Here is a 25,218-nt window from a genome sequence, read left to right on the forward strand (position 1 = left end):
TTTTAATTATGAAATCACGACTTTCTATAAATAACACATTTGTAATTGCTATAGCGCTTCTATTCCTCTCGTGCGAAGATTTCGTGGAAGTAAGCTCTCCAAATAATAAGCTAATACAACAGGATGTTTTCAGCACTGATGCAACAGCGAGAAGTGCAATGAATGGAATTTACAATCAATTATTCAAGGCAGCATTTTCAAATGGCTCCAGAAGCAGTGTAACTGTCCTGTCCGGATTATCAGCCGATAATATTCGGAATATTAATCCGAGTAATTATACCCGGATGGAATTTGAGGAAAATGAATTGATCCCCGATAACCCAAATAACCTTTATTTGTGGTCCAGTGCCTATAATATTATTTATATGGCCAATTCCTTATTGGAGGGAGTATACAACTCCGAAAATTTAAGCGAAGGTGTCAAATTACAATTAGAAGGTGAAGCCAGATTTATTAGAGCCTTTAGCTATTTTTATCTTGTAAATCTCTATGGTGAAATACCCCTTTTAACAACCACTGAATATAACAATAATCAATTAGCTTCGAGATCTCTTATTGAGGAGGTATATGATCAAATAATAAATGATCTGGAAATTGCTGCTGATGTATTAGGTACGGATTATTTAAATGGAGAACGTACCAATGTTAACAAATATGCAGCTACAGCATTGTTAAGTCGCGTAAACTTACACCTGCAGAATTGGGAAGATGCTGAGAGTCTAAGTAGCCAGGTTATAGCGGAAACTGGCACCTATCAACTTTTGGATAATCTCAACGATGTGTTTTTGGTTAATAGCAAAGAAGCTATTTGGCAAATTTCCCCAATAGGAGATGGAGGCTTTATTAGTAATACCAACGAAGCAAGTATGTTTCTTATCCATCCTGTGTTTTCATTTGTGGCCAGTATACAACTTCGAGAAACTTTTGTGGAGATTTTTGAAGAAGATGATTTAAGATTTAATAATTGGATAAGCTATCACAATGAGGAAGAGGCCTTTTTCGCCTATAAATACAAAGTTTGGAATACGAGTGAATTCCCTATTGAGGAATATTCTATGGTATTACGCCTAGCAGAACAATATTTAATTCGGGCTGAAGCGCGGGCAAGACAGGGAAACATTTCAGGTGCTGTTGAGGATCTAGATATTATAAGAAGTAGGGCCGGACTGTCCTTAATAGCGGATACCAGACCTGATATCTCTCAGGAAGAGTTACTTGATGTAATCATAGAAGAGCGAAGAAAAGAATTATTTGCTGAATGGGGTCATAGGTGGTTGGACTTAAAACGTATAAATAAAGCAGGAGAAGTCTTAGGACAATCTAAACCAATGTGGGAAGAAACGGATGTTTATTATCCTATTCCTGCAGAAGAGCGAAGAAAAAACCCAAACCTAGATCAAAATGACGGCTATTAATTTCCGAACTATAAATAAAACTTACAAATCATACTTTTTCTTAGCAGCATTTCTATTCCTGTGCATTGGAAGTGGCCGAACGCAGGAAAATAGGAAGGGACTCAAAGAAGAAAGTTTACAATTGGATAGTTTGGTAAGGTATGGGAGCCTTGACAATGGTTTCACCTATTATCTTCGAAAGAATGATGTTCCATCCAATCGTATCGAGCTAAATATGGTTGTAAAAGCAGGAATGTATCATGAGGATAAAGATCAATTGGGATATGCCCACCTTTTAGAGCACGTTTTAGCAAAAGGGACAAAGAATTTTCCAAGCCTGGATGCCAAATTTAGTGGACCCGCACAAAATAAAAGTGCCAAAACGGGATATACATTTACCTGGTACTATGCTACTATTCCATCTCAAAATAAGCCATTATATCAAGATGGGCTACAAGTGCTTAGGGATTGGGCACGTGGCATACGTATAAACCAAAAGTCTATAGCTGTTGAACAGGCTGCGGTATTAGGTGAGATGAGAACGATTAATCCTTATAGGGACTGGAAAAGCAGGGTCATTCATAAAAAAATTTTAGAACCTACTGATTTTAAAACTTTCAATTTCAAAAAGGAAAAAACAAGTATCCAAAATTTTAACCCGGATTCTTTTCTTCGGTTTTACCAAGACTGGTATCGACCGGATTTACAAGCTGCAATCATCGTTGGAGATATTAATCTGGATAATACGGAATTAGAAATAAAGCGCTTATTTTCGGATTTGAAAGTACCAGAAAACCCAAAAAATGCTGAAGCCTATGTAAATGCTCAGAAGTTTGAATTGGATGGGGAAATTTGGTTTACAAGTGTGCTTGATAGTGTACGTTCCAATCTTCGATCAACAATATTGCGAAAGCAACCTAATTATTCTTACAATCCAAGTTCTAAATCTGATTATAGGTCTTTCTTAATTCAGGAACTTTATTGGCTATTAATTGAAGAAAAACAAAACCAATTTGAACAGCAACGTCACCCCCCATATTCCAATTTGAATCTTAATTATAGGCGAAATCTGTTAGGAGGAGGACAAATTTTGGCTTCAAAAATGGAAATTGATTTTGAAACAAATGATACCACACATATGAAAAAGCGTCTGGAAAAAACAATGCTAGCCTGGAGACAAATGCATTTGGGAATAACTAGTTCTGATTTAGAAAAAGGCAAGAAATCGCTAATGCAAAAATATACAGAAAGAAACTCTTATCCTTCCTCGGAGTGGATTAGTAGGTTAAAAGATCATTTTGTAAAAGGTAGCGCAGCCCCTCATCCAAGCGTAGAATCAAAATTGGTTTCTGAAATTCTTGAACAGATTAGCCTTAGGGAAATGACAGCTTTTATAGGTGAACAAGCAGCACTGAATAAAAATACAGATTTTATATTTTTTAGCGAAAAGATTGAAAGCATACCCTCAGATGAAAAATTAAGGAAATGGATCAGGGAAATTAGTGCCAAAGAAGTAACTCCTTTAAAGCCACTACCTCCTCCCATACATTCTTTAGCAAAAGCAGCCAATATCCCGAATAAAGTAAACAAGAATGATTTTGGACAAAAAGAAAATATTATTGGTGTAACTACAATAAAGCTTAAAAACGGAATTAAATTAGTCCTAAAACCAACCAAGCCACGTTCTGATAATTTCAAAAATAAAATTTCATTTCAAGCTTTTCGATCAAATCGAAACCCCTTAAAAAATCGCAAAAAATATCTGGCGACAAAGGTTTATCCTGAGGTAATAAGATATACCGGTGCCGGACCCTATAACAAATTTGAATTGGAGCGCTTTAAAAATGAAAAGCACTTAAATATTAATTTTAGGCAAACTAAGGATTTTCAATTGATAACTGGGAGTAGTACTCAAGAGTCCTGGAATGAACTATTTAACCTCTTGTATTTATATATGAACAATCCAAGGAAAGATTCGGTTGGCTTTGCTGGATGGAAGGCTCAAAAGAAAGAACAATTGAGCGGGTTTGGACTGAGGGGTTCAACCAGTTTTATAAAAAATGAAATTCTAACTAAATGGTATCCACAGCTTCCAAAAATGAGAATGAAGGACCTAGAAAACTTAACAGAGGAAGAAGTAATAAATGCCTCCAAAAAATGGTTTAATAATTTCCAAGACTATACATTTATAATTACTGGGGGTTTTAATAAAAGTCGTTTAATACCTCAAATAGTTCAAAAACTTTCAAATTTTCCGGCACGTAGGGAAGTGTTTTCAGGAAAAACGACCGGTTTTGATTTTCCTTTGAAAAAAATAGATGACACCCTTTATTTTAAAAATATAAACCAAGCTTTTGTTAATCTTTATTACCCGGTTAAGGTAACAAGAGATTTAAAAACTCAAGCTATATTAAGGCTGTTGTCTAGAGCATTGGGAGATCGCATCAGAAAAAGATTACGTGATGGTTGCTATGCACCTATTGGAAATGGAGAATGGCTTGATACTAAAAATGGAATTTTTACATTTTTCATCCAATTTAACAGTGAACTTGGTAATGAAGAGAAAATGATTCGATATGCCAGGGAAGAATTTTTGGCATTAAAAGAAAAAGGTGTAGAAAGGGAATGGCTGGAAAAAAACATTGCTAAGGAAGTAAAGGGGTTTGAAGGACGTTTTAATAATTTTGGTTATGGAAATTTCTGGCCTGAATACCTTCAGTCTAAATTGGTGGTTGGAGAAAATTATGTTCAGGATATTTTACAGTATGGCACTTTATTGGAATATTTTATATCCTTAGAAGAAATCAATAGGGCAGCCAAACGATATCTAACCGAAGAAAACATGCAAAAATTTCTTTCTCTTCCTGAAAGTAGGAAGCAGGTAAACTAAGTTAAAAGGCACATCACTTTACGCGATGTGCCTAACATTCAATTGAGCAATTAAAGTTCAATAACCATTGGATCCTCAGAAGAGCTTCCTTTTGGCTCTTCATCGTTCCTTTCATCGTAGACTTCATATATTGGTCCGTTTTCCCCGTCTTGTACGCGGCAGGTAAATTCCCCGGTTTCACATGGTTGCTCATCAATACTCACCCAAGTAGTTCCATTGAGTAAAATATAGTCCTGTGCTTGCTCCACTGGTTCCGGCTTCGGCTCCGGATCTACCGTAGCAAAGGTCAATCCTATGGCAAATATCATTGCCAACATCGGTAATAAAAATTTTAAATTTTTCATCGTATTAAATTTATAGATTAATAAATAATGCCGTTGTAAAACAGGTAATCGGCTTCCACCTGCATCATCGCGCAATAAAATCTTTAGGAGTGTTACTGAAAACGAAGTAGGGCTTATAGTTTTTGCTTCTTAACTTCATTCTTCAAAAACTCCATTTAAAAGCTTTTAATTCATTGATCATCAACAGTGTAAATATCAGTAAAAATACTTAGTCAAAGTGGAGGTAAACTTGTCAGATCAGTATAAATTCATCCAAATTTTATGAATTTCGGGTGATTTTTTTGTAAAATCTAGGAGTTACATGAGTTTCCTTTTTAAAACTCTTCGAAAAATGGGGGTAAGAACTAAAGCCCATCTTAATTGAAATTTCCGTTAGGGAGAGACTCGTATTTTCAATGAGTATTTTACATTCCCGAATGCGCTGCTTATTATAATATTGGTTTGGGGTACAACCAAAAATCTCTTTGAACCCAGTCTTTATTTTATATTCATTGGTATTGAAGAGCATAGCTAATTGATCTAAAGTTTTAGGAGGTTCATCCAAATGGTGAATAATATAGATATGGATTTCGTGAAATAATTTTTGGTCCCATTTTGAAAACGTTTTGATTTCAGAATTTTCTGGTAATTCTGAGAAAAAATCTTTAGAGCCATCCATAAGATAAGAAGTCACTATATATTTTTCCTCTACTACACCTGTTAACCTAGAGACAACAGTATGCAAATTTATTTTTAGCAGTTCATCAAAATGATATTCCAAACGGATATCAAAAGATTGTTCTTTGCCTGCTATGAACTTCAGGATTTTTTTCTCCCAAGTTTCCTGAAATTTTCTAACAAGTAGTTCAGAAAATGCTTTGCCTAAAATATTATTTTGGGCAACTTCAATATTATCAGGATGCTTATAGCTATAATCCATCACCCTTAAATTTTTGTCCAACAGAAAGTTCGCTGTTCGGATCACCATAGCTTCGGTATTTCTATTAAGCCATAAAAATTGATGCCGCTTTCTATAAAGTTCTTCTGAAGTTTGATTTGCATAAGCATTGAGCCCTTCGAGCTCATCCCTGTGGTGGGTGCGTTTGATTTGAAAGGCAAAATTGCCTTTAGCTATTTCGGTAAGCATGCGGTATATACCACGTAAATTTGCCCTATTAAATTCACGTTCCATAATTGTAGGTTTAGATTAATATTTCATTGGGTGTAGGGTTTTAAATAATGCATAGCCTGGTTTTTATGTTTAAAAATCTGAGTCGGTATTTTATGATTGTGAATTTTGAGATAGAATTCGGTAAGCCGAATAGCAACCGGAGATGTGGAATGAAGTGCCAGGGCATTTATTAGCAATGTCCCTTCTTGAACAAGGTAGTGCCGGGCATCTGAATGTGCTCCAACAATACCGTCAAGATTACAAAAAACCGGATATTCCTTGTTCTGCTGAAATTCCATCCGGTCTCGAGCAATTCTTTTGGCAACTTTTAGAGAGACTACAAGATCTGGCTTATAATCTACGAATAGAATACCATCTTCAATCCAATATGTACCATACTTACCTTTAAACATAAGGGGCTGTTTATTTTTGTTAAGTAGGGTTTTTTAAGGGAGTATCTGGAAGAACCAGTTTTACATATCTCAAATATAAAAGATAAAATTCAATTAATACTTATACAATCTGGAAGTAAACTTGTGAATTTAATTAATATTTAGCAGTTTTTCTGCTTTTAACATCTCGAATCATATAATTTGAGCTAATTTATTGCCAATTAGGGTCCCCTGGTATAATATATCTAAACAAAACCAAACTTGAAAAGAGCCCAACAACGATTTTATATATTTTCATTTACTACCAGCATGTTCGAAAAGACTATGTCGACATTTAGCGAAAAGGTTGAAGGCATTATCAAGTCGGAGGATTCCGATTTGAAAAAGGCTGAATGCGGTATAAATCTTTGTATCAAAACCTTATCCCGATTGCAAAAGCTGGTGGACCGGGAAGATTTTGAGGATAGCCAATCGGAAATTGATTTTTTCAAAAACATCAAACCCTACCCGATGAGCTACCTTATCTATTTCACTGAGGTACGTTCTTGCGAGCTCTTATTGCCCAAAGCAGGGAACTCTCATAAAGTGCGATTTCTGAAAAAAGAAATCAAGAAAATCAATAAGTTCTTTTCAACGAATAACGGATTTGTTCATTATATGGAACAAAACCATAGTTATCTGGATCACCAGTTCTTTAGCCGTCAGAGTCAGGTGGACTTTTCCCTTACCCCTTCCATTAATTATTACGAAAATCCTGAGTTTTCTACCAGTCATGATATGCTTTGGGCCAAAGTACAGGCACTGTATCGTTACATCCATTATATCCGTGAACAATTAGAGCGGTTAGAGCCCGGCAGTAGTTCTGAATTTAGAGAACGACAACCCAGTCTTTTAGTCTGGTCAGGCGGAAAAACTGATTTAATTGAGCTTATATATGCCTTGTTTGCCAGCGGATATTTAAACCACGGAACATCAGACATTATTACCATTTGCAAGGCTTTTGAGGATATTTTTAATATCAAGCTGGCTAATCCCTATAAAACCTACTCCAATATTAAAGCTCGAAAAGGCGACCGCACTAAATTCTTAAACCTGTTAATAATGTTGCTTGAGACCAAAATGAATAAGGATGATGATTAATAGTACCAATTAACCATGTACCCCTGCCCCTGCTAGTAAATTATCTTTCTCCATCTCATTATCCAATACTTTTCAATTCTTGCAAAGGAGTGCAACCACTTTCAATTTTCTTTTATTTTTTATTCTAAAAACACGTAAGTAACCACGTAGTTACGTGTTTTCGGTTTTGTCTATTATTTCCAGCACAAAATTCATTTTTCAAGGCACTGAATTTACCAAATTATCTCAAATCGTATCAAAAACTATGAAACGTTAAAGTTTTACGTAGTTACCACATCCCTATATAAAAACTCTCAAAGGTTAATTACAATTTTGACAGGAGACTTTTTTAATAACCTGAAGGGGGCTATTTAAATTATTATAACCTATAGTCCCCTTTTTAAAATCCATTGTATTATGCCTACATCAATTATTACCACCGACGATTTAAGAGAATTTAAAATGGAACTGCTGGATGACATTAAAAAACTGCTTGCCCAGCAAAAGTCAGGAAGGATTAAAAAGTACCTGAAATCTGCTGAAGTTATGGATCTTCTCAAGGTAAGTCCTGGAACGCTTCAAAACTTAAGAATAAACGGTACGTTGCCTTATACCAAAATAGGTGGGCTCATTTATTACGAGATGGATGAAATCCAAAAAGTAATGGAAGAGAATCGTGTGCATCATTTAGAATACTAAGCGATGAATTATATAAAGCTTTTAAACGCCGCTTTTGAAAAATTTTATTTTGATGAGCGTCTAAATCCAACGCATATCAGCTTGTATATGGCTTTATTCCAGGAATGGAATAGTAGCAGATTCGCGCCGGATTTTTTCGTGAACCGAAGGGATTTGATGAATGCTGCAAAGATAGGATCTAAATCTACCTATCACAGATGTATAACCAATCTTGATACCTGGAGTTACCTGGAATACTTTCCTTCCAATAACCCTTATAAAGGCAGTAAAATCAAGATGTCTATTATAGGGACAAGTGATGAACCTGAGGAAGACCATTACGATCCCAAATTAGAACAACTTGCGGAACGCTACCATCCCATAAGGGAACAAGTAATAGACCAACACTGTCCCACCAGTGGACAAGCTTTGGTATCTACTATAAACAATACTAAACCAATAAAACATAATAAACATCCAAACAGTTTGAAGGTGGTACTGGATTTTTTTAGTAATAAAAATTTTAATCTTAATTATGGAAAAGAGTTCTACGAGTACTATGAAGACCGGCAGTGGCAGACAAGTGATGGTTCTGATGTGAGAGATTGGCGCGCTCTGGCTAAATATTGGGTCGAACAAAAATCGCTTATGAAAGAAAAAAATAAGTTAAATAAAAAGCAAGCATCCCATTTCAGGGACAACCTGCGAACCACAAAAAATAAAGATTATGGACAACCCCTCTAAAATAATTGAAGGTGGCATTGAATATTCCTTAGGCAGGTTTGACGGAAAATGTGTGCACTATGACTTTGAAAAAATTCTGGTCTACCTTGATGCCAAAGGAAAATTGCTCTTCGGGAAAAATTTCAAAATTTATAAGAAAGACAAAAAAATCCTATTAAAGTTATGTTCTTATTTCATCAGGGACAAGGCTACCTGCGATAAATATGAAATTGATATCGAAAAAGGGATACTACTTTCAGGTCCAGTAGGCTGCGGTAAAACTTCTTTGATGAAATTATTAAGGCACCTGGTGCCCGCACAACGCACTTACGAAATGATCCCTTGCCGAAATGTAACCTTTAGTTTTAATCATTTGGGATATAAAACTATAGAAGAATATGGAAGTTCCAGGTTTTTCTGTTTTGATGATATGGGCGTTGAACCGCCCGGTAGATTTTACGGTAAAGACCTGAATGTTATGGGAGAAGTACTACTCTCCCGATATGACCTTTTCCTGGAAACCAATAGAAAAGTAAAAACACATGCTACCACTAATTTAAATGCTGAAGAATTGGAAGAACGTTACGGTAACCGTGTTCGCAGCCGGATGCGGGAATTGTTTAATTTAGTAGCTTTTGATCAAAATGCTAGGGATAAGAGGAAATAATAAGCTAAGCTAATCCTCCCAGATTATGCTGAGCGTATGCGCCCCTTTCATTAGGCAATGTTCTTTAAAAGGAAGTTCTGCTTGACCGGAAAATTTTATATCAAACCAGTCCATAGCAAATACTGGTTCAGTGCGTGAGGATACCCTACCCATCGAAAAATATTCTCCCGCGACCGTATCTTCAGGAAGTCTATCCTTACCATATTTTAACCATCTAAATTTAAAATCAAATGATGACCAGAACCACTTAATTTTGCCTTTATAAGCATAAACAACCATTATAGGCTGATTGCCAATAGCGCAAAACCTAAGTGCAGTTGCTGTTTTACTGGTTCCATATTTTTTTGACAGCTCTTCTATTATTCTAAATTCAAATTTTTTCCGATAACAATATTTTCTAAATCCAACTTCAGGCATCAATAAACAAGAAGAAAAATAATCTGCTTGTCTTTCCGCCCTATTTCTACTTTGAAATCCAGTAATTGAACAATGACTAGGTGAAAGTCCTTTGAGTAGTGAATTTCTATGATCGTCTATAAAATAGTGACCTAGTTCGTGTCCAAAAGTAAACCGGGCTCTTTCCGAGTAGGCTTGAGATAACCTGTCTAAGTTTATGAAAATATGGAAATTATTATGCTCACATTCAAGAAGACCATCAAATGAGTCTGAGTAATTGCCAAAACTGTAAGATATATTATTCTTTTCAGCGATTAATATGGGATCGACTTGCCCATTTGGAAAGTAGTAATCAGCAATACCACTAGCCAATTCATTAAGTTCTTCAACATCGCTACGTGAAAGGAATTCATTTTTTCTTGGCATTTCTCTTGTCCTTATTCATTTGCTGTCTATCTTTCTCAGATATTTTTTTACCATCTCTTGCCGCCATAGCTAAGTTTTTTGAAGCCTTGTTTTCAGATTTCTCAATGGATATAACCTTAGCAGAAGATTTATTTCCAGAAATAATATCTGCTATGTCAGGCCACCTTTTTGGAGTTACATACCCATCACTAAATTTTTTTTCAAATGCCTTAATTTCATCTGAATTTTTAGGTGTAGAATATCCGTGCTTTCTCAAGAGCTTTCCAATGTCTTTTTTATTAGATGTCATTTTCTATAAGTTTAGAGTTTATCCTTCAACATACTCTCGATTTTCTTTTTTGACCTTGATATGATTTGTCTGATGTTTTGCCAAGTAGTTTCAAAAGTCTTTTCCATTAGGATTATTTTTTCCTTTGTCATTCTTTTTTCATCATCATAAAGCAAAAAGTACATACGTACAATATCTGCTTTTTTACCAGAAAATTCGGCTAAACAATCATCTATCAAGTTACGTTTTTCTTCCAGCTCTTTATCCAACTGATTGAATTCCTCTTCACTTACAAACCATTTCCACTCACTGTCTTCATCATCAATAATTGTTGATTCAGTCTCTCGAACAGATTTAATTTTCTTTAATTCCTCCATCAACTTATAATGAGCAATAGTGGCTAAATACGCTTTAAAACCATCTTCTTGGGTGGAGTGTTTCTTTTTGTCATACTCCCAATCTAAAGGAGAATCCCATATCTTAATAAATACTTCTGAGGTTACTGTTAATGCAAGTTCTTCTCTTTGCAGTGTGAATCCAATATGCTGGTACGTTACATTGTAAACAAATTTTCTGAAATGCTCATATAATATTGATATTGATTTTTTGGCTTCAGAAGGAGAGTCTTCCTTCACAGCAATTTCTAATAATTGGGTTTCTATGTCCATAAACACCTTCAATATTATATGATAAGAGTGTGACAAAATTTTACGTGTCACACATTGTTCATATAACTATATAAATCAAATTATTAATACGTTCATTAGGAGATCAAATATATAGAAAACTCCAAAGGACATAAAATTAAAATTATGGCAACTAATCCACCAAAAGACAATTCCAGAAAAGGTGCTGTGAGAGACCGTTCACAGACCTACAACCCAAAAACTGATTCTTGGGTAAAACGTGATTCAAACACGGGTAGGTTTATGGATGGAAAAACCTCAAGCAACAAACCTTTTAAAGGAGTAAGAAAAGAAAAGTAAGCTTATTCCCCAGAGCTTGATGTTGGGGTAGTGTTCAATTAAACAATTCTTTTATGAATTCTATAAATTTTGCAGAAGGTAGGCTAAGTGTTTGCCATAAGAACAATTGTGTTAATGTTCGAGGCGATGTAGCTAAAGCTATAACCTTTGGACTTGCTACATTAATTGTCATTGGTAGTATAGCTAAAGTTCTTGAACAGCCCAACTAAGTAATTATGGTGGCTCTCATTAAAGTCAGCCACCATAATTATAGCATCGCCATAGTCCACAAAGCAAATTGTCGTTGACAACATCCCAAAGAAGACCATTTAAAATATAAAAACATGACTGAATCCTACAAAAAAGAAATTAATGAAATACTCGAAATTCTGGGTGAGAACTTGGATATTACAGAGAATCAATACAATGCAGCAGTAGAAAGCTACGAAGCGGTTGGTGATTGGCTATCTAAGGAAGGTTCCTTCCTTTTTCCTTACTCGCCAAGAATAATCCCTCAAGGATCTTTTATGCTCGGAACTATTATTAAGCCAATATGTGAAGATGACGACATTGATATCGACCTTGTGTGTAAACTAAACGGAAAGCCTGCCCATTGGACCCAAAAGCATTTAAAAGAAGCTGTTGGTGATAGGCTTAAAGAGCATTCTGTGTATAAAAATATGCTGGAAAGTCAAGATGGTGGCCAAAGGTGCTGGACACTTGAATATTCAGACCAAGCAAATTATCATATGGATATTCTTCCATCCATTGCCGATAAGAATTTTACAGTCTTACTTAACGAAGCTTTCAATAATCATCAACAATTGGATACAAACAAATTGGCCATCCGAATAACAGATAAAGAGAACATTTTCTACTCAATAATGACCGAGACTGAATGGTGGCTAAAAAGCAATCCTTTTGGGTATGCAAAATGGTTTTTTCAAAGAGCAATATACAGTTCAAAACGAATGTTTGCCCTGAGCGAATCCGTCGACCCAGTTCGTCCGTTTCAAAAGGAAAAAATGCCGTTACAGCGTGTAGTTCAACTTTTAAAAAGACACAGAGATATAATGTTTTCCTCAGATGAGTATGACAGTGAAAACAAACCTATTTCTATTATCATAACTACTCTTGCGAGTAGAGCTTATGATAAAGGTGAAAATATTGCCGATGCTTACATAAACATTGTTAGTAGATTGCGGAGTTATATTGAAACAAAACTAAATCCTAAAACAGGTCAACAAGAAAGATGGGTAAGCAACCCAGTTAATGAAGCAGAAAATTTTGCTGATAAATGGGCATTAGTTGCTCAAAAAGAAGAATACTTTTATGCCTGGCTTGATAAATTGGAAGAGGATTTATCTGCGATTAAGTATGGTGAAAATAAGGGACTACATATTTTAAATGAATCATTTTCGGCGCAGTACGGAAATCAGGTAGTAAAGAGAACTTTTGCTGAGTATGGCGAAAAAAATAGGATTCTACGTGAGAAAGGAAATAGAAAAATGGCAATAGGTACTGGTCTTTTAGGCAGTGTTGGTAAGCCAATTCCTAATCATAATTTTGAAGGGAATATTTAAAGATGAGAAGTCAATATTTTAAAACCAATAGCAAGAGAAAGCTTAAAGGGATACTTTCTTCAGAACAGCTAAAAAAGATTAAAATAGATTTCCCAGATTCACAATTGGTCAAAAATTCTTGGGACAGCTTTCAAATCATAATAGAGATTCAACCTACGGCTATTAGCGAAAAGTACCAAATTCTCGTTAACTACGAAAAGAATAGGTCTATTAGAGTGTTTGTGATTGAGAAGGATTTAAAAATTGCTTCAAACAGAACCAAGCTACCTCACGTCTATAATAGTAAACAACAACAGTTGTGTTTGTTTTCCCCCAGTAAAAAAGAGTGGAATGGATTTACTTATATTGTGGATACGGTAATTCCTTGGGCAAGTGAATGGCTTTATTATTACGAATTATGGCTACCAGAAGGGCAATGGTATGGTGGTGGTCATAATGAATACCCTAATGAAGATTATACAAACATTATAAGAGATGAAAAATAAAAAGTTTAAAATACTTTCCATAGATGGTGGTGGAGTAAAGGGTGTATTTCCAGCAATGTTCTTAATGCTACTTGAGGATGAACTAAAAAATCGCTCGGATGGTAAATTCCAGATTTATCAGCATTTTGATTTGATTACAGGGACTTCGACTGGTGGAATTATAGCAATTGCGTTAGCACTTGGCATTCCCGCTAAGGAAATTTATAATCTTTATTTAGATAATGCCAAAGGGATATTTGGCAAAAAGAAGTCTTTCTGGTTTGGACAAATTCGTAATTCTGCACACGAAAGAGAATTTTTAGAAAAGTTGGTGCGCAATAAATTTAAGGAAATAAATGATGGCGTAGAACCAAGGCTTGATGATTGTAAAACAGATGTTTGCATCCCCATATACGATTTGATCCAGGGCAATCCAAGTGTTCTCAAAACAAAATACCATCCCGCATTTGAGCGAGACTACCATATTCCTGCATACCAGGCTGCAATGGCAACATCTGCCGCACCCACCTATTTTAATCCTTACACATCCGAATATGTAGATTTGAAAGGGACAAAGAGAATTTTCTCAAACAAAGTAGATGGCGGTGTGATGGCAAATAATCCAACTTTGGTAGCTTTCTTAGAAGCAATTAAAGCTTTTAAAGTTGAAATGTCTCAATTGGAAATACTGTCGTTAGGTACTGGTCATAAAAAATTTACTGATGGTAATTCTCGGAAAAGATGGGGGCTTTACTACTGGATGAGAAAAGACAAACGTCAACGGCTAATAGATTTATTTATGCAAAGTCAATCACAACTCGTTGCAAATTATATCAGTCTTTTATATCAAGGAATCGATAAGTCGGAAAAGGATAATCCTAATTTTATTTACGATCGAATAGATGTTTTGCTCAACGAAGATAATTTTATTGATATGGATGAGAGTGACCCAACAAAAATTAAAAATTTTGCCGAATTAGCTTCAATTGCATTTCAGCATAATAGAAGTTCAATCTTGCAAAAACATTTTTACTAATAATAAACCTCACAACTAATCACTTTTTGCGGTAAATCAAGAATTCTGCAATAAGCTGTTTAAATATCTTTTTAGTTGTTTTAAAAACTTCTTTAAATAATTTCTTCATTGTACATTTTTTAGAGTAGTTAATAAGATTAGACTAATATGCTTCGGATGTGCTTGGATAAAAGAATTTTCATCCCGATTGCTCATAAGGCCCAATTCCAAGGAGCACCAACTGTTTCCTGAAACACTTGAAAATTAAAAAACTTCACACCCCTACTTTCAAAGCCTAAATGCTTTCTAATTTGGTTTTGTAATTGATAGACAAACCAAGTAGACTCATTTGAATTTCTAGATTCGTATTTTTCAACATACACCTAAATCCCTCTTGCAGTGGGATTATGAGAATGATTGCAGTGCAAAGAAATAAACAAATCAGCATTCAGTGCCTTTGCCAGTTTAGTACAATCGGATAAGGAAATAAGCGTATCGCTATACCGGATCAAATAAATATCCACTGGTTTTTATGACTTTTCGTTGAGCCTTAAAGCTCCAAGGTTATATCCAGTACCACATCTGTTTATTTAATGCGATTTATTCCGATGGCACCAGATTCTTTTCCCCTGTGTCCAACATCAATAACAATTCGTTTTCTGGTTGCCGGTTCTTGTCAAAATTGATGCACATATTCAGGAACAAAATCACAAAATTGATGTTTTTGTCCCCTCCTCCCCTTTCCACATTTCAAGTTATCAACACCCCATTTTCAAAATTTCATAGCATTTAGTGCTAAATGAAACCATTGAAAATCAACTAACTACAAATAATATTTTATCCACAATTTATTGATTTTCAATAATTTAAGTCATTAAATTTCTAATTTTCTCATAACGAAATCGAATCAAAAATTTAAAATTTTCCGTTATGAAAAAATCAATCTTCCTGGCAACTTTTTTATCGTTGCTTTCCACTTCACTTTTTGCGCAAATCGGCGGGATCGAAGATTCTGTGGCTGATATTTCCGATACTATAAGGAATATATTTCCAATTATACTTGGAATCATCTTTTTGGTCGGCTTTCTTTTTAATGCCGGCCACTTCTTTGGGGAAAACTCCGATCTCAAAAAGGGAATTACCCGCGTCCTGGTCTTTGTACTTATAGCAGGAGCCGTGGTAGGCATCTTCACTTATTTGATCAGCATTGTAGTTTAATTCTTAAAAGGTAAAATCATGAAGAAGTATGAACCTTATAGGAACATTCGGAAGGGTGCCGTCATCTTTGGGCTTTCCCTTCCCCTATTTGCACTAATGATGCTTTCAATTATCGCTTCCCTGTTGGTCATCATTTTTTCCTTCAGCCTGGGTATGATTATCAGCGCTATGCTCTTTAATGCATTCTTGTATATCGGGTTAAACCGTACCAGCAGGCTCCTAGAATTTATGCAGATGACAGGGGCATTTCCGAAAATGATTAGTAACAAAAAAGATTCTGGTATCGATTATGAAAAAAATTAAGCTTTCCTCCCACTGGCCAATTGCCGATATCCGAGACAATATCGTTTTTTCCGGTAATGGTAACGTTGTGATATGTTATCAGCTGGACCTCCCTGAAATCTATTCCCTCTCAGAGAAAGATTTTGAAGACCTGCACGCCACCTGGTTCCAGGCGCTTAAATCCCTACCGGTGGGTACAGTAGTGCACAAGCAGGATATTTATGAGAAAAAAGCATTCACTGCAACTGCACTTCCAAACAAAACCTTTTTGGAAAAGGCCACCCGGGATCATTTTAAAGATAGAGAGTTTATGGAACACCGCTCCTTATTATTCTTCACCCTGACCAGGAACAAAGCGTTAAACAACTCCAAATACGTAAACCCTTTTCGAAAAGTCTCCAGAGGCATCATCAGGGAACTTGATGCGAACCTGCAAAGTTTTATCAGCTCGGTAAGTGATTGTGTTTCCTTTATAGCAAACAGCCGAAAGATTTACATACAAGCATTAAAACCAGAAGAAATCACCAATCTCACTACCGAATATTTTAATGGTTTCAATGAGGGTTTCGATACCGATATCCTACTCGAAAAACAACATATTCAAACTGGGGATAATTATTTTGATGCCTTAGCTATCAATAGCGAGCTGTGCTTTGGCGAAAGGGTACAGTCGAGCAAGACCAATGAGAAATTCACATCCGATGATTTTGTATTTCACCAGGGGTTTATTGATGGGCTGGGGCTTCATTTAAAGGAAAACCATATAGTCAACCAGATCCTCTACCTAGATGATAAACACAAGTGGCGCAAGCTACTGGATAAAAAAGTAGAAGAACTTAGCAAAAGTTCCAACTTTGGATCACAAAACAAAGTCGTTCTAGGAAAGATTCAGGAAATCCTGGAAAAAATTAATAGCGATGATAACGCACGGATTATCCGGGGCCATCTTAATGTCATCTTTTGGGATCGGAATCCTCGTAATTTGGAAGGCATTGCCTCTAAAATTAAGGCGGAGTTTAAGGAACTGGATATTACCCCTTACGCTCCGCGGGGCGAAGAACGAAAGAATTACCTGCTGAACAGCTACTGCTGCTTCTCTTCCAATTTTTCCGATGAAGATCTTTATGTGACCGATTTAAAACATGCCTTGTGCCTATTTATCAATAACACCAATTACAAATCGGACCCTACCGGTATCATTTTTAATGACCGCGAGCATAACATTCCTGTGCTAAAAGATGTTTGGGATGAGGGAAAGAAACGCATTAAGGCGCGGAACTTTGCCATCTTCGCCCCTACCGGGGAAGGGAAATCCTTTTTGGCCAATAACATCCTGCGCCAGTATTTTGAAAACGGAGTACGGCTGGTGATTATCGATCTTGGAGGTTCTTATACCAAGTTCGCTAAACTCTATCCTGATAAGTACACTGTATTGCGCTACGAGAGCGGAAAGAGTTTAGGGATCAATCCTTTCTACATATCCAATCCCAATGATGTAAACCCGGAGCGGTTGGAGGATCTTTTAGTGTTCCTATTAGAACTCATTGCTGCAGATGATAAAGTTACCAAAGCACAATCCGTAGCCATTAAAAAGATCCTCCGTTACTATTACAAAAACACCACGGAAAACCATTCCCTAGATAGTTTTTACCGTTTTATCGAGCAGCGAAAAGATGAGCTGCTGGAATCCCTTAAAATCCATCCCGACTACTTCAATGTTATTAACTTTTTGCATGTGCTCTCGGAGTATGTCGGCGATGGTCTATACAGCTTCTTATTTGAAGTTAGCGAAGATCAAACTTACAAGATCGAAGATAAGCGGCTGATTGTTTTTGAACTCGATGAAGTTAAGGACAATAAAGAGATCCTCTCGGTGATGCTCAAACTAATCAAGTCGGCGATCCAGCGTACGATCTGGAAAAACAGGGCAGAAAAGGGAATCATCCTTTTTGATGAATTCGCCAAGCAACTCAAGTTTGACAATGTCCTTGAAAGCGTTGAATTCTACTACCAGGCCATCCGTAAACAGAACGGTGCCATTGGAATTATTTTACAATCCATAAATCAGCTTCCTAATAATGCGACTTCCTCAAGCATCCTGGAAAACACCCAGGTGATCTACAGCCTGAATAATGAAAAAGGTTATGAAGAACTGGCCAGGCGCTTGAGCCTGTCCAGCCACGATCTCAACCAGTTGAAATCGATCAGGAATAATTTGACCGGCAAGTGCAAGTACACCGAGATCTTCATTAAGATAGGCAAGGAAAGCAACATTTTCCGCCTGGAAGTACCACCCGAAGTCTATGCCGCCTATCTCACCGACGGCACCGAAAACGAGGTCATAATGGCCATTTATAATGAGACCAAAAATATGGAAAAGGCTATAGAGGAATTCATCAGGAAGGCCTAAATGCTCATTAACAATTAAAACAATTCGATATGAAAAATAAACACAAAACCTGGATACTCACACTTGCCCTAGCTTTATTTTCATCTGGCCACATTGTGGCCCAGGGGATGCCGGTGTATGATAACACGAACTTTGTCAGCCTGGTTAAATCTCTTGTGGAATCAGCCAAGCAAACCGCTAATCTTGTCAAGACCGTCAACTTTTTAAAGGCACAGAAAGAGAATATAGAGAAGGTCAATAGCGTGGTACAGGATTTAAAAGCCGTTCGTGAGATCGGTCGTAACAATCAGCGGCTTATTGCGGTGATGCAGGATGATCTTCGGGATATTTTGAATTCCCCTTATATCAAACCCGACGAAATAAGCAGGGTGACCGAATCCTTCAGTGCCGTGGTAGATAACTCCCTGGAGACCGCAAGCTTTATCGATGAGATTTTATCAAGTGATCATTTAAAAATGAGTGATGCCGAGCGGGCGGATGTTCTAAAGCGAAAAGAACTCGAGTCTAAAGAAATGGTGACCGATGTGCGGCTAAAAACCAAGCGTTACCGCGAGATCATTTCTTTTCGGGAAATGCAGGACAGGATCAATAATCGGGAAACAGGCTTTTGATGATGGAAGGGGTAATCATATTGGCTGTAGGTGTCGAATATATCGATGGTGTTTTCCAAACCATCCAGGAGAGCGAGTTTTCCCGCTATACTATTGTTAGCATGAAAACTTTGGCTGTACTTTTCTTTTTGGTAAACATCCTTAAAAAGTATAATGAAGGGATAGCCGATAGGCAGGGCTATACCTGGGGGCTTTCCCCCGGTGATTTGGCAAAAAACTTTGCGGTGGTTTTACTAGTTATTTTTTCAACGCAAATCCTGGGTTTTTTTGACAATATTCTTGTAGCTATTGAAAATCAATACCGCGATACAGCTCCTGCCCTATTGCCACTTCAGATGCAGGAGATCCCCATCGAAGAAGATGTCTCCCCTATGGGGGCGATGCGTAAAGCTATGGCTTTACTTTATGAGGCTCTAGTTACGCCGCTATATGGGTTTAAAACCTTTGCTTTTCTTATCAGCCTGTTTTTATGGATTTTGGATTTATTCATTTATCCCTTATTCCTTGCGGAGCGCTACTTCCTGCTTGGGATTATGCAGGCCTTTTTTCCGCTGGTACTTAGCCTGGCGGTATTTGAAAAGTTTCGCTCGATGGCCTATGGTTTTTTCCGGTTGTATGCAGCGGTATATATGCTGGTGCCTGCATTCTTCCTGGTTAATGTATTTATCAATGCTCTTTATACGGAAATCAACACCAATTTTTGGGAAAACCTATTCGGTACGGATTACGGGAGCGGTTTTTTTGCCCCTGTGGTAGAACTGGGTTCGATAGTATTTATCGTTTTTTTAAAATTCAAGCTCTACCGGCGTGCCATTTCATTTACCCTGAGACTGTTCACCACTTAATCAATAGCAACCGATATAACCACTTTAAATCATTGAAAAAAATATTCTAAAAATGAAAACACCTTATAAAAATATCTATTCGGTATTAAAGGTAAACCGCTTTATCGTGCTGGCCGTAGTGCTTTGCTCGATGTTTTGCAGTGTGTTTGCAATTTGGATGGCCATCTCCACCAGGAATAAGGCCTTGAACAGTGCCTTCGCCATCAATACCGACGGCAGTATTATTCCTTTAAAACTGGTTACCCAAAAAGAAAACTTCCGGGTAGAGGCCCTGGCCCATTTGGAGCTGTTTCACACCTACTTCTATAATATTGATGCCAGCAGCTATGAGAAAAACCTGGAAAAAGCATTATGGCTTGGCAATAGTTCGGTAGATAACCTATACAGGCAGAAAAAGGCCGAAGGGGTTTACAACCGCTTATTGCAGTACTCACTGGTTCAAAAGGTATTAACGATCGATTCGCAGCTCGAAGAAAAGGAGGAATCGTTTCATTTTAAAACCACTGTTATTTTTGAAATCAACCGCGGCAATATAGTAGACACCTATGAATTAGTAAGCTCAGGAAAACTGCTCATCGTAGATCGACACTTTCCCCATAACCCTCACGGACTTCTCATAACGGATTATTTCGAAAACAGTTTAAGAAAAGTACCCTCACAAAATTAAAATTAGAACGGATGAAAATTGAAAAGAACAAAATTGTATTCATTAGCGTCCTGGTGGTCATTGTGATTTTTCTTGTCACCTATACCTTAATGATCACTGGGGAGGAGGAAGAGCAACAGGAAAACCTCAGGCAAACGGAAATCCCAGCCCTTGAAGAAGAAAGCCAGCAAACCTATGATTCCAAACTGGAGGCTATTGATAACCTCAAAGAAGTTCGGGATAGGAATGCGCCAAGTATTTATGATGAAACGTTTTTGGATTCTTTAGGTTATTACGACACCGAGCTTTTGGAAAAAGAAAAAGAGCGCAAGATCGATAGTATTTATGAGCTGGGAAAAGCCCGGCAGGCGCAAATTGTAAACCTTACACAAACTCGGCCAACCAGACCACCGGAGAATAACGGCTCATACTCAATTAAAACAATAGCGAAGGCTGATACTGCAGAGATTCAGGAAGCGCAAAAAATAGCGGCCAAAGAAATGGAATTGGAACATCAATTATTCTTTGCTTCTGCATCTATGAAACCCGAGGTTTCTTCCAAAGAAGCTACCGATAAGGAAATTAAGGTGGTCGTCGATGGCACCCAGGTAGTCAAAGCCAACTCCAGGCTTCGGATGCGACTTTCGCAGCCTGCCAGGATTGGTGATAAACTTATTCCCAAAAGCACCCCGGTTTTTGGTTTTGTTAGTTTTCAGCCTAATCGTGTCCTGATTGAGATTGAAAATATCAATAAGCATCAAACTAGCCTAAAAGCTTTTGACCTTGAAGATGGTAGCGAAGGTATCTACATCGAGAATAATTTCCGGGCGGAAGTAACCACGGAAGTCTTGGATGATGTAATCGGTGATATTAATATCCCAAGTGTACCCCAGGTCACTGGAATAAGCAAAGTATTTCGCCGAAATAACCGCAATGTAAAAGTGACCATTCTAAATAATTACAGATTAATTCTCAAAGCCAGCAGACCTGAATCAAATTGGGGATTGGCTAACCAATAAAACAATCATTATGAAAAAGTATATTTTAACCAAGGCCGCTCTACTTGTTTTTATTATGACCAGTGCACAAACCCAGGAAAAACTGGACACTATTTACGCTAATGAGTACAAGAATGTTGCGCTATTTTTTCCAGAGGAAATTAGCCAGGGTATTACCGGTGCTGAGCATTTTGTCTTTACCTACAACCGGGAAAAGCAGCAACACTTCGGACTGCTGCAGGCCAAGCCCGGCAGAGAAAGTAATTTACTTGTTATCGGAACAAATGGTTCGGTATTCTCCTATATCCTGAAGTATAAGAAACAGCTTTCCCGGCTGAACTATTTTATCCCTGAAGCGGAAAGGATTGGAAAAGAAAAGCCAGTTGTCAAGGATTCAGTTAAGGACAAAAAACCGCAAAAGAACTTAAACAAGAAGGAAGATCATTACCGCAGATTCTGCAGCTACCTGCTGAGTAAAAAGCAACACATAGGCCGCATAAAAAAACGCAAGAACGGTATTATTTTAAGTGTTGAGAATATCGTTTATAATAAGGAGCAGCTCTATTTTGTGATCGAAATTGAGAATAGATCCAGCCTGGATTATGATCTTAATTTCTTAAACCTGGCGATTGAAACCCGCAAAAAGGGAAAGAAGAAATCCTTACAACGCTTATACCAGGATCCGGTTTTCAAGTACAACTTGCCGGCTAAGATTGGAAAAAAACAAACGGTAAGATTGGTTTATGTGATGCCAAAATTTTCCTTGTCTAAAGAAAGGAGGGCGATATTGGAACTTAATGAAAAGGATGGGGAACGTAATTTAAAACTAAAGATCTCCCATCGGTTTATTAATAATCCTAATTGATAATTTTGAAAAATTCCGACTTTAAAAGTTTAAATTTTTCTGGCTTTTGCACCCCTGCCAGTCAGTCTATAACGCTGTTTACTACTTTGTGGTTTCTCGGGAATGGTCATTTCAATCAAGCCTTCGGCAAGTGCAGGTTGCAAATAATTTTTTCTAAAATTTTCTCTATCGGAAAGTCCTAAATGATATTGCAACTCACTTCTGCTATCTTCACCATTAATCACATTTAAGAGATCCTGAACTTGCGGGGTTACTTGCGGGGTCTCTTGCAGGGTTACTTGCGGGGTTTCATTAGTAGTTTTATCAAAAACTTCTTCTGAAGCTGGAAAAACCATTCGTAAAAAGTTCTCGGAGAAACGGAAGGAATCTTTACTATAGGATTCTAATATTCTGGGGATCCCCGATCCAAGTTGTTCTACCAAATCTAGGTCTTTATAAATGCGCATTAATTCTTTGTTGCGGGGAATCGAAAAACCTTCAAAAAATTCATTTTTACTTAAGCCATCCGGTAAAGAACCTGCAGAAGTGATTTCTATCCGATCACTAAAAATTTCAAACTTTGGAGCTATTTCACGAGTGTAATCATTATGGACAAAGGCATTTATAATGGCTTCCCGCAGTGCAATGGCATTCCAAAGACGATGTTCTTTTCGTTCACTGTGGGTGATTTTGGTAATCGTTCGATTTTCCAAGTTCATTTTATCCAATACGCTCTTAGTGGCTTTTATTAAAGAGCAGTAACCATATTCATTACTTTCAACTAAATCGACCCGTGTATTCCCTTTATACTTAGCTAATTTAACAGAAACATTATTTTCATCTGCTAATAAATATGCTGCATAATTCAAGTCTCCTCCTGTCGTAGTTAGCTCTAAATTTTTTCTGAATTGTTTGTTGAGGGGCTTTTGTTTTTCCTGGTAATATATATGAAGTTGCTCAAACCTTAAATCCTGTCGGTGTGCTTTTATTTTTCCGATAGAATTTCGGGTACGTGTGGCAAAAAGTTCTTCAATGAGTTTTTGTGACATAGGCTCTGCCGCAGAACCAAGCCGTATAAAACAACCTTTTTCACTCATTCCAAATTTTTTGAGATGGTAAGGTTTTTCTGAACCGCTTGCTACGATGATTTTCAGAATATCATTCCCATCCCGTTCCTCAGTTACAATATCAAATAACCCAAGTGCAGAAGGCCGTATATTGTTCCTTACCCTATCCTTAATTTTCAATTGCACACTATCAGGATCTTTCACCCCAAAAGTTCTTCCTTCCTTATCAATCCCTATATAGATAATACCGCCTTCACGATAATTTAAAAAAGCAACAACTTCTTTCTCCAAACCATCGGAAAGCTCCCTTTTATATTCTATACGGTTGGTCTCACTCATAAAAAAGATTTTAACGCCACAAATATACTTATAATTACTGGTCAAATATAGACTTGGCCTCCTTATACACCCGCTCAAAATTAGATTCCAAATCAGCTTTGGAATAAGGTTTTTGATCTTTAGCCGAAGGCAGATCGCGCCTAATATTCTGCAATCTAAACTGTACCTTTTTATCCTTTCCATCTGCATAGGTTATAAATTCTCCCTGGTTCAGGCGAAAGAAAACATCGGCACGGATTTTTGGGATTTCCTTCTCCCCGGTTGTTACTCGGGTATCAAAATCAAGGCTATACCCGCGGTTGACACTGGTGGTAGGTTTCTTTACAATTTCAAAAAAGCGCTCGTAGTATTTGGCGGTGTCGGGGTCATTTACCTTTCCAAAGAACTGGTAGGACAGGTTGCTTAAAATAGCCTTACTAGCTTTATCCCCATACATCATATCATTTTGGATCTTATCCTGCATTACATAAATAGTAGCGATATCATAACTCCTCAGGGTTGCCGGGATCCGGTGCATATTCAACAAACGAAGGGTGGGGGCTTCTTCCATCAGTAGGAAGGAAGCTTTGGAGTTTCGCACACTCATTTGTTTAGTTATGGTATGGATAATAGTGGCTATTACCGGAGAGTAGGAAGCTTCGTATTTTGGATTGTTCACTACGGAAATAACTGCAGGGTTTTCTTCACTATTAATATTAAGCGGAACCTCATCTTTAGAAAGCACCATAAAAATCTGCTGGGTACTGATCCTTTTAAGCGCATTGGCCAGGGTACTTTTTACACCGGCCGTTTGCCGCTCAGAATCTTTCCCACTGATAAAGGCATCGGCCATTGCTCGGGAGGTGGTATTGGTTTCCAAAAACTGGATCAGGCTATCGGTATCCAGGTACTGGTAGGTAGCGATAAGGTGCGGGAGCGTACAAAACTTCGGGTAATCCGTTTTTAATTTCCAGATCAGTCCCCCGATTAGCCCTTCTGCGGCATCATTAAAAAATTTTGTAGTCCCCGAGGTACCTGACTCTCGTTGTTCAAGTAGGTTTTCCACTAGGACCCGGGAGACTTCATTGACGCTTTCCTCATTTTCCAGGTATCGTGGAGCTATGGGATTCACCCGATGGATGATTTTATCAAAGGAAATAATCTTAAAGGGAATTTCCCGGTCCTTAAAAAGGGGATAGGCCATTTCGGTAAGCTCAAAGTCCTTATAGTCGTGAATCACCCCACAAAAATTTTCCTTTTGAAAATGCTTTAAAAAGCCATACACCACGCTTTCGGTCTTCCCGCTTCCGGCAGAGCCAATAACGGAAACACCGCGTTTAATATTCTCCAGTTTAAATTTTCCGTTGGTGGTCGTAAAACCGACTTGGTATTTTCTATCGATCTTTTTATTATTCTCACCCTTATGTAAAAATACATACATCAGGGTATTGATTAGGAGCAACGGACACCCCAGGAATAATAAAGCCGGAATCCACTGGTTATCC

At 37.3% G+C, this 25,218-nt stretch carries 27 protein-coding genes; 18 read left to right on the top strand and 9 right to left on the bottom strand.

Going from position 1 to position 25,218, the window contains the following annotated elements; translation table 11 throughout:
* Nucleotides 1–8: 8 nt before the first annotated feature.
* Complete coding sequence (locus tag B4F31_RS10030; protein ID WP_057482312.1) at nt 9–1,415, top strand: RagB/SusD family nutrient uptake outer membrane protein; 1,407 nt, start codon at nt 9–11, stop codon at nt 1,413–1,415.
* Nucleotides 1,402–4,284: a M16 family metallopeptidase gene (locus B4F31_RS10035; RefSeq protein ID WP_057482313.1), complete on the top strand. Its 2,883-nt coding sequence runs from the start codon at nt 1,402–1,404 to the stop codon at nt 4,282–4,284. The genes B4F31_RS10030 and B4F31_RS10035 overlap by 14 nt, the downstream gene beginning before the upstream one ends.
* A gap of 50 nt (nt 4,285–4,334) precedes the next feature.
* Here the strand turns inward: B4F31_RS10035 and B4F31_RS10040 are convergent, their stop codons facing one another.
* From B4F31_RS10040 to B4F31_RS10050, 3 genes are all read right to left on the bottom strand, one after another.
* Nucleotides 4,335–4,628, bottom strand: coding sequence for a DUF6520 family protein (locus B4F31_RS10040; RefSeq protein ID WP_057482314.1), 294 nt, complete (start codon nt 4,626–4,628; stop codon nt 4,335–4,337).
* Between the two features lie 259 nt (nt 4,629–4,887).
* A complete protein-coding gene (locus B4F31_RS10045) occupies nt 4,888–5,799 on the bottom strand; it encodes a helix-turn-helix domain-containing protein (protein WP_075325756.1) in 912 nt (303 codons plus the stop codon).
* Nucleotides 5,800–5,822: 23 nt separating this feature from the next.
* Nucleotides 5,823–6,191 (bottom strand): hypothetical protein, encoded by a 369-nt coding sequence (locus B4F31_RS10050; RefSeq protein ID WP_057482316.1) that lies wholly within the window; start codon nt 6,189–6,191, stop codon nt 5,823–5,825.
* Nucleotides 6,192–6,494: 303 nt separating this feature from the next.
* Between B4F31_RS10050 and B4F31_RS10055 the strand changes: the two genes are divergently transcribed.
* The 4 genes from B4F31_RS10055 to B4F31_RS10070 all read left to right on the top strand — a co-directional run bounded on the left by B4F31_RS10055 (nt 6,495) and on the right by B4F31_RS10070 (nt 9,357).
* Complete coding sequence (locus B4F31_RS10055) at nt 6,495–7,310, top strand: RteC domain-containing protein (RefSeq protein ID WP_236698864.1); 816 nt, start codon at nt 6,495–6,497, stop codon at nt 7,308–7,310.
* Nucleotides 7,311–7,706: 396 nt separating this feature from the next.
* On the top strand, nt 7,707–7,988 hold the full coding sequence (locus B4F31_RS10060; RefSeq protein ID WP_037317115.1) for a helix-turn-helix domain-containing protein: 282 nt from the start codon (nt 7,707–7,709) through the stop codon (nt 7,986–7,988).
* Between the two features lie 3 nt (nt 7,989–7,991).
* Nucleotides 7,992–8,711, top strand: coding sequence for a hypothetical protein (locus B4F31_RS10065; protein WP_057482318.1), 720 nt, complete (start codon nt 7,992–7,994; stop codon nt 8,709–8,711).
* Nucleotides 8,695–9,357, top strand: coding sequence for a hypothetical protein (locus B4F31_RS10070; protein ID WP_057482319.1), 663 nt, complete (start codon nt 8,695–8,697; stop codon nt 9,355–9,357). Before B4F31_RS10065 ends, B4F31_RS10070 begins: the two co-directional genes overlap by 17 nt.
* Nucleotides 9,358–9,366: 9 nt before the next feature.
* On the opposite strand, the gene B4F31_RS10075 is transcribed toward B4F31_RS10070, so the two are convergent.
* From B4F31_RS10075 to B4F31_RS10085, 3 genes are read right to left on the bottom strand one after another with little or no spacing between them, the layout of a single operon-like run.
* A complete protein-coding gene (locus B4F31_RS10075; protein ID WP_057482320.1) occupies nt 9,367–10,179 on the bottom strand; it encodes an ImmA/IrrE family metallo-endopeptidase in 813 nt (270 codons plus the stop codon).
* The gene (locus tag B4F31_RS10080) at nt 10,163–10,468 is read right to left on the bottom strand and encodes a hypothetical protein (protein WP_013073379.1); all 306 of its coding nucleotides are present in this window, start codon (nt 10,466–10,468) and stop codon (nt 10,163–10,165) included. The genes B4F31_RS10075 and B4F31_RS10080 overlap by 17 nt, the downstream gene beginning before the upstream one ends.
* An 11-nt stretch (nt 10,469–10,479) precedes the next feature.
* Nucleotides 10,480–11,115 (bottom strand): sigma-70 family RNA polymerase sigma factor, encoded by a 636-nt coding sequence (locus B4F31_RS10085; protein ID WP_013073380.1) that lies wholly within the window; start codon nt 11,113–11,115, stop codon nt 10,480–10,482.
* Nucleotides 11,116–11,259: 144 nt separating this feature from the next.
* Between B4F31_RS10085 and B4F31_RS10090 the strand changes: the two genes are divergently transcribed.
* The 4 genes from B4F31_RS10090 to B4F31_RS10105 all read left to right on the top strand — a co-directional run bounded on the left by B4F31_RS10090 (nt 11,260) and on the right by B4F31_RS10105 (nt 14,495).
* The gene (locus B4F31_RS10090; protein WP_013073381.1) at nt 11,260–11,433 is read left to right on the top strand and encodes a hypothetical protein; all 174 of its coding nucleotides are present in this window, start codon (nt 11,260–11,262) and stop codon (nt 11,431–11,433) included.
* A gap of 323 nt (nt 11,434–11,756) precedes the next feature.
* Nucleotides 11,757–12,995, top strand: coding sequence for a nucleotidyltransferase domain-containing protein (locus B4F31_RS10095; RefSeq protein ID WP_013073382.1), 1,239 nt, complete (start codon nt 11,757–11,759; stop codon nt 12,993–12,995).
* A 2-nt stretch (nt 12,996–12,997) separates the two neighbouring features.
* Complete coding sequence (locus B4F31_RS10100) at nt 12,998–13,480, top strand: hypothetical protein (protein ID WP_013073383.1); 483 nt, start codon at nt 12,998–13,000, stop codon at nt 13,478–13,480.
* Nucleotides 13,470–14,495: a CBASS cGAMP-activated phospholipase gene (locus B4F31_RS10105; RefSeq protein ID WP_013073384.1), complete on the top strand. Its 1,026-nt coding sequence runs from the start codon at nt 13,470–13,472 to the stop codon at nt 14,493–14,495. The genes B4F31_RS10100 and B4F31_RS10105 overlap by 11 nt, the downstream gene beginning before the upstream one ends.
* Before the next feature lie 362 nt (nt 14,496–14,857).
* Here the strand turns inward: B4F31_RS10105 and B4F31_RS10110 are convergent, their stop codons facing one another.
* Nucleotides 14,858–14,998, bottom strand: coding sequence for an N-acetylmuramoyl-L-alanine amidase family protein (locus B4F31_RS10110; protein ID WP_229792169.1), 141 nt, complete (start codon nt 14,996–14,998; stop codon nt 14,858–14,860).
* Between the two features lie 406 nt (nt 14,999–15,404).
* On the opposite strand from B4F31_RS10110, the gene B4F31_RS10115 reads away from it, so the two are divergent.
* The 8 genes from B4F31_RS10115 to B4F31_RS10150 are packed head-to-tail and all read left to right on the top strand — an operon-like array spanning nt 15,405 to nt 22,349.
* Nucleotides 15,405–15,692 carry a hypothetical protein gene (locus tag B4F31_RS10115; protein WP_013073387.1) on the top strand — a complete coding sequence of 96 codons (288 nt, stop codon included), beginning with the start codon at nt 15,405–15,407 and terminating at the stop codon, nt 15,690–15,692.
* An 18-nt stretch (nt 15,693–15,710) separates the two neighbouring features.
* Nucleotides 15,711–15,995 carry a hypothetical protein gene (locus B4F31_RS10120; RefSeq protein ID WP_041579128.1) on the top strand — a complete coding sequence of 95 codons (285 nt, stop codon included), beginning with the start codon at nt 15,711–15,713 and terminating at the stop codon, nt 15,993–15,995.
* On the top strand, nt 15,982–18,384 hold the full coding sequence (locus B4F31_RS10125) for a TraG family conjugative transposon ATPase (protein ID WP_013073388.1): 2,403 nt from the start codon (nt 15,982–15,984) through the stop codon (nt 18,382–18,384). Before B4F31_RS10120 ends, B4F31_RS10125 begins: the two co-directional genes overlap by 14 nt.
* A 29-nt stretch (nt 18,385–18,413) precedes the next feature.
* The gene (locus tag B4F31_RS10130; protein WP_041579130.1) at nt 18,414–18,995 is read left to right on the top strand and encodes a conjugal transfer protein; all 582 of its coding nucleotides are present in this window, start codon (nt 18,414–18,416) and stop codon (nt 18,993–18,995) included.
* A gap of 2 nt (nt 18,996–18,997) precedes the next feature.
* Complete coding sequence (locus B4F31_RS10135; RefSeq protein ID WP_041579132.1) at nt 18,998–19,840, top strand: hypothetical protein; 843 nt, start codon at nt 18,998–19,000, stop codon at nt 19,838–19,840.
* 52 nt (nt 19,841–19,892) lie between these two features.
* Nucleotides 19,893–20,507 carry a conjugal transfer protein TraK gene (locus B4F31_RS10140; protein ID WP_013073391.1) on the top strand — a complete coding sequence of 205 codons (615 nt, stop codon included), beginning with the start codon at nt 19,893–19,895 and terminating at the stop codon, nt 20,505–20,507.
* Between the two features lie 11 nt (nt 20,508–20,518).
* Nucleotides 20,519–21,505 carry a conjugative transposon protein TraM gene (gene traM, locus B4F31_RS10145; protein WP_013073392.1) on the top strand — a complete coding sequence of 329 codons (987 nt, stop codon included), beginning with the start codon at nt 20,519–20,521 and terminating at the stop codon, nt 21,503–21,505.
* Between the two features lie 10 nt (nt 21,506–21,515).
* A complete protein-coding gene (locus B4F31_RS10150; protein ID WP_013073393.1) occupies nt 21,516–22,349 on the top strand; it encodes a DUF4138 domain-containing protein in 834 nt (277 codons plus the stop codon).
* 29 nt (nt 22,350–22,378) lie between these two features.
* Here the strand turns inward: B4F31_RS10150 and B4F31_RS10155 are convergent, their stop codons facing one another.
* Entirely contained in the window at nt 22,379–23,734 is a 1,356-nt protein-coding gene (locus B4F31_RS10155) for a Fic family protein (RefSeq protein WP_013073394.1), read from the bottom strand.
* Between the two features lie 34 nt (nt 23,735–23,768).
* Nucleotides 23,769–25,205 carry a type IV secretory system conjugative DNA transfer family protein gene (locus B4F31_RS10160; RefSeq protein ID WP_286761249.1) on the bottom strand — a complete coding sequence of 479 codons (1,437 nt, stop codon included), beginning with the start codon at nt 25,203–25,205 and terminating at the stop codon, nt 23,769–23,771.
* Between the last annotated feature and the right edge of the window lie 13 nt (nt 25,206–25,218).

Origin of the sequence: Salegentibacter sp. UBA1130, assembly GCF_002311535.1 — a bacterium.
GTDB lineage: Bacteria > Bacteroidota > Bacteroidia > Flavobacteriales > Flavobacteriaceae > Salegentibacter > Salegentibacter agarivorans.

What these genes read in the sequence shown, in the direction of transcription:
- B4F31_RS10120 (WP_041579128.1), top strand. Translation starts at nt 15,711, where the DNA reads ATGAAGAAGTATGAACCTTATAGGAACATTCGGAAGGGTGCCGTCATC.
- B4F31_RS10085 (WP_013073380.1), bottom strand. Translation starts at nt 11,115, where the DNA reads ATGGACATAGAAACCCAATTATTAGAAATTGCTGTGAAGGAAGACTCT.
- B4F31_RS10080 (WP_013073379.1), bottom strand. Translation starts at nt 10,468, where the DNA reads ATGACATCTAATAAAAAAGACATTGGAAAGCTCTTGAGAAAGCACGGA.
- B4F31_RS10095 (WP_013073382.1), top strand. Translation starts at nt 11,757, where the DNA reads ATGACTGAATCCTACAAAAAAGAAATTAATGAAATACTCGAAATTCTG.
- B4F31_RS10130 (WP_041579130.1), top strand. Translation starts at nt 18,414, where the DNA reads ATGAAAAATAAACACAAAACCTGGATACTCACACTTGCCCTAGCTTTA.
- B4F31_RS10060 (WP_037317115.1), top strand. Translation starts at nt 7,707, where the DNA reads ATGCCTACATCAATTATTACCACCGACGATTTAAGAGAATTTAAAATG.
- B4F31_RS10135 (WP_041579132.1), top strand. Translation starts at nt 18,998, where the DNA reads ATGGAAGGGGTAATCATATTGGCTGTAGGTGTCGAATATATCGATGGT.
- B4F31_RS10030 (WP_057482312.1), top strand. Translation starts at nt 9, where the DNA reads ATGAAATCACGACTTTCTATAAATAACACATTTGTAATTGCTATAGCG.
- B4F31_RS10055 (WP_236698864.1), top strand. Translation starts at nt 6,495, where the DNA reads ATGTCGACATTTAGCGAAAAGGTTGAAGGCATTATCAAGTCGGAGGAT.
- B4F31_RS10150 (WP_013073393.1), top strand. Translation starts at nt 21,516, where the DNA reads ATGAAAAAGTATATTTTAACCAAGGCCGCTCTACTTGTTTTTATTATG.
- B4F31_RS10100 (WP_013073383.1), top strand. Translation starts at nt 12,998, where the DNA reads ATGAGAAGTCAATATTTTAAAACCAATAGCAAGAGAAAGCTTAAAGGG.
- B4F31_RS10115 (WP_013073387.1), top strand. Translation starts at nt 15,405, where the DNA reads ATGAAAAAATCAATCTTCCTGGCAACTTTTTTATCGTTGCTTTCCACT.
- B4F31_RS10070 (WP_057482319.1), top strand. Translation starts at nt 8,695, where the DNA reads ATGGACAACCCCTCTAAAATAATTGAAGGTGGCATTGAATATTCCTTA.
- B4F31_RS10140 (WP_013073391.1), top strand. Translation starts at nt 19,893, where the DNA reads ATGAAAACACCTTATAAAAATATCTATTCGGTATTAAAGGTAAACCGC.
- B4F31_RS10090 (WP_013073381.1), top strand. Translation starts at nt 11,260, where the DNA reads ATGGCAACTAATCCACCAAAAGACAATTCCAGAAAAGGTGCTGTGAGA.
- B4F31_RS10105 (WP_013073384.1), top strand. Translation starts at nt 13,470, where the DNA reads ATGAAAAATAAAAAGTTTAAAATACTTTCCATAGATGGTGGTGGAGTA.
- B4F31_RS10050 (WP_057482316.1), bottom strand. Translation starts at nt 6,191, where the DNA reads ATGTTTAAAGGTAAGTATGGTACATATTGGATTGAAGATGGTATTCTA.
- B4F31_RS10125 (WP_013073388.1), top strand. Translation starts at nt 15,982, where the DNA reads ATGAAAAAAATTAAGCTTTCCTCCCACTGGCCAATTGCCGATATCCGA.
- B4F31_RS10035 (WP_057482313.1), top strand. Translation starts at nt 1,402, where the DNA reads ATGACGGCTATTAATTTCCGAACTATAAATAAAACTTACAAATCATAC.
- B4F31_RS10075 (WP_057482320.1), bottom strand. Translation starts at nt 10,179, where the DNA reads ATGCCAAGAAAAAATGAATTCCTTTCACGTAGCGATGTTGAAGAACTT.
- B4F31_RS10065 (WP_057482318.1), top strand. Translation starts at nt 7,992, where the DNA reads ATGAATTATATAAAGCTTTTAAACGCCGCTTTTGAAAAATTTTATTTT.
- traM (WP_013073392.1), top strand. Translation starts at nt 20,519, where the DNA reads ATGAAAATTGAAAAGAACAAAATTGTATTCATTAGCGTCCTGGTGGTC.
- B4F31_RS10045 (WP_075325756.1), bottom strand. Translation starts at nt 5,799, where the DNA reads ATGGAACGTGAATTTAATAGGGCAAATTTACGTGGTATATACCGCATG.
- B4F31_RS10040 (WP_057482314.1), bottom strand. Translation starts at nt 4,628, where the DNA reads ATGAAAAATTTAAAATTTTTATTACCGATGTTGGCAATGATATTTGCC.
- B4F31_RS10155 (WP_013073394.1), bottom strand. Translation starts at nt 23,734, where the DNA reads ATGAGTGAGACCAACCGTATAGAATATAAAAGGGAGCTTTCCGATGGT.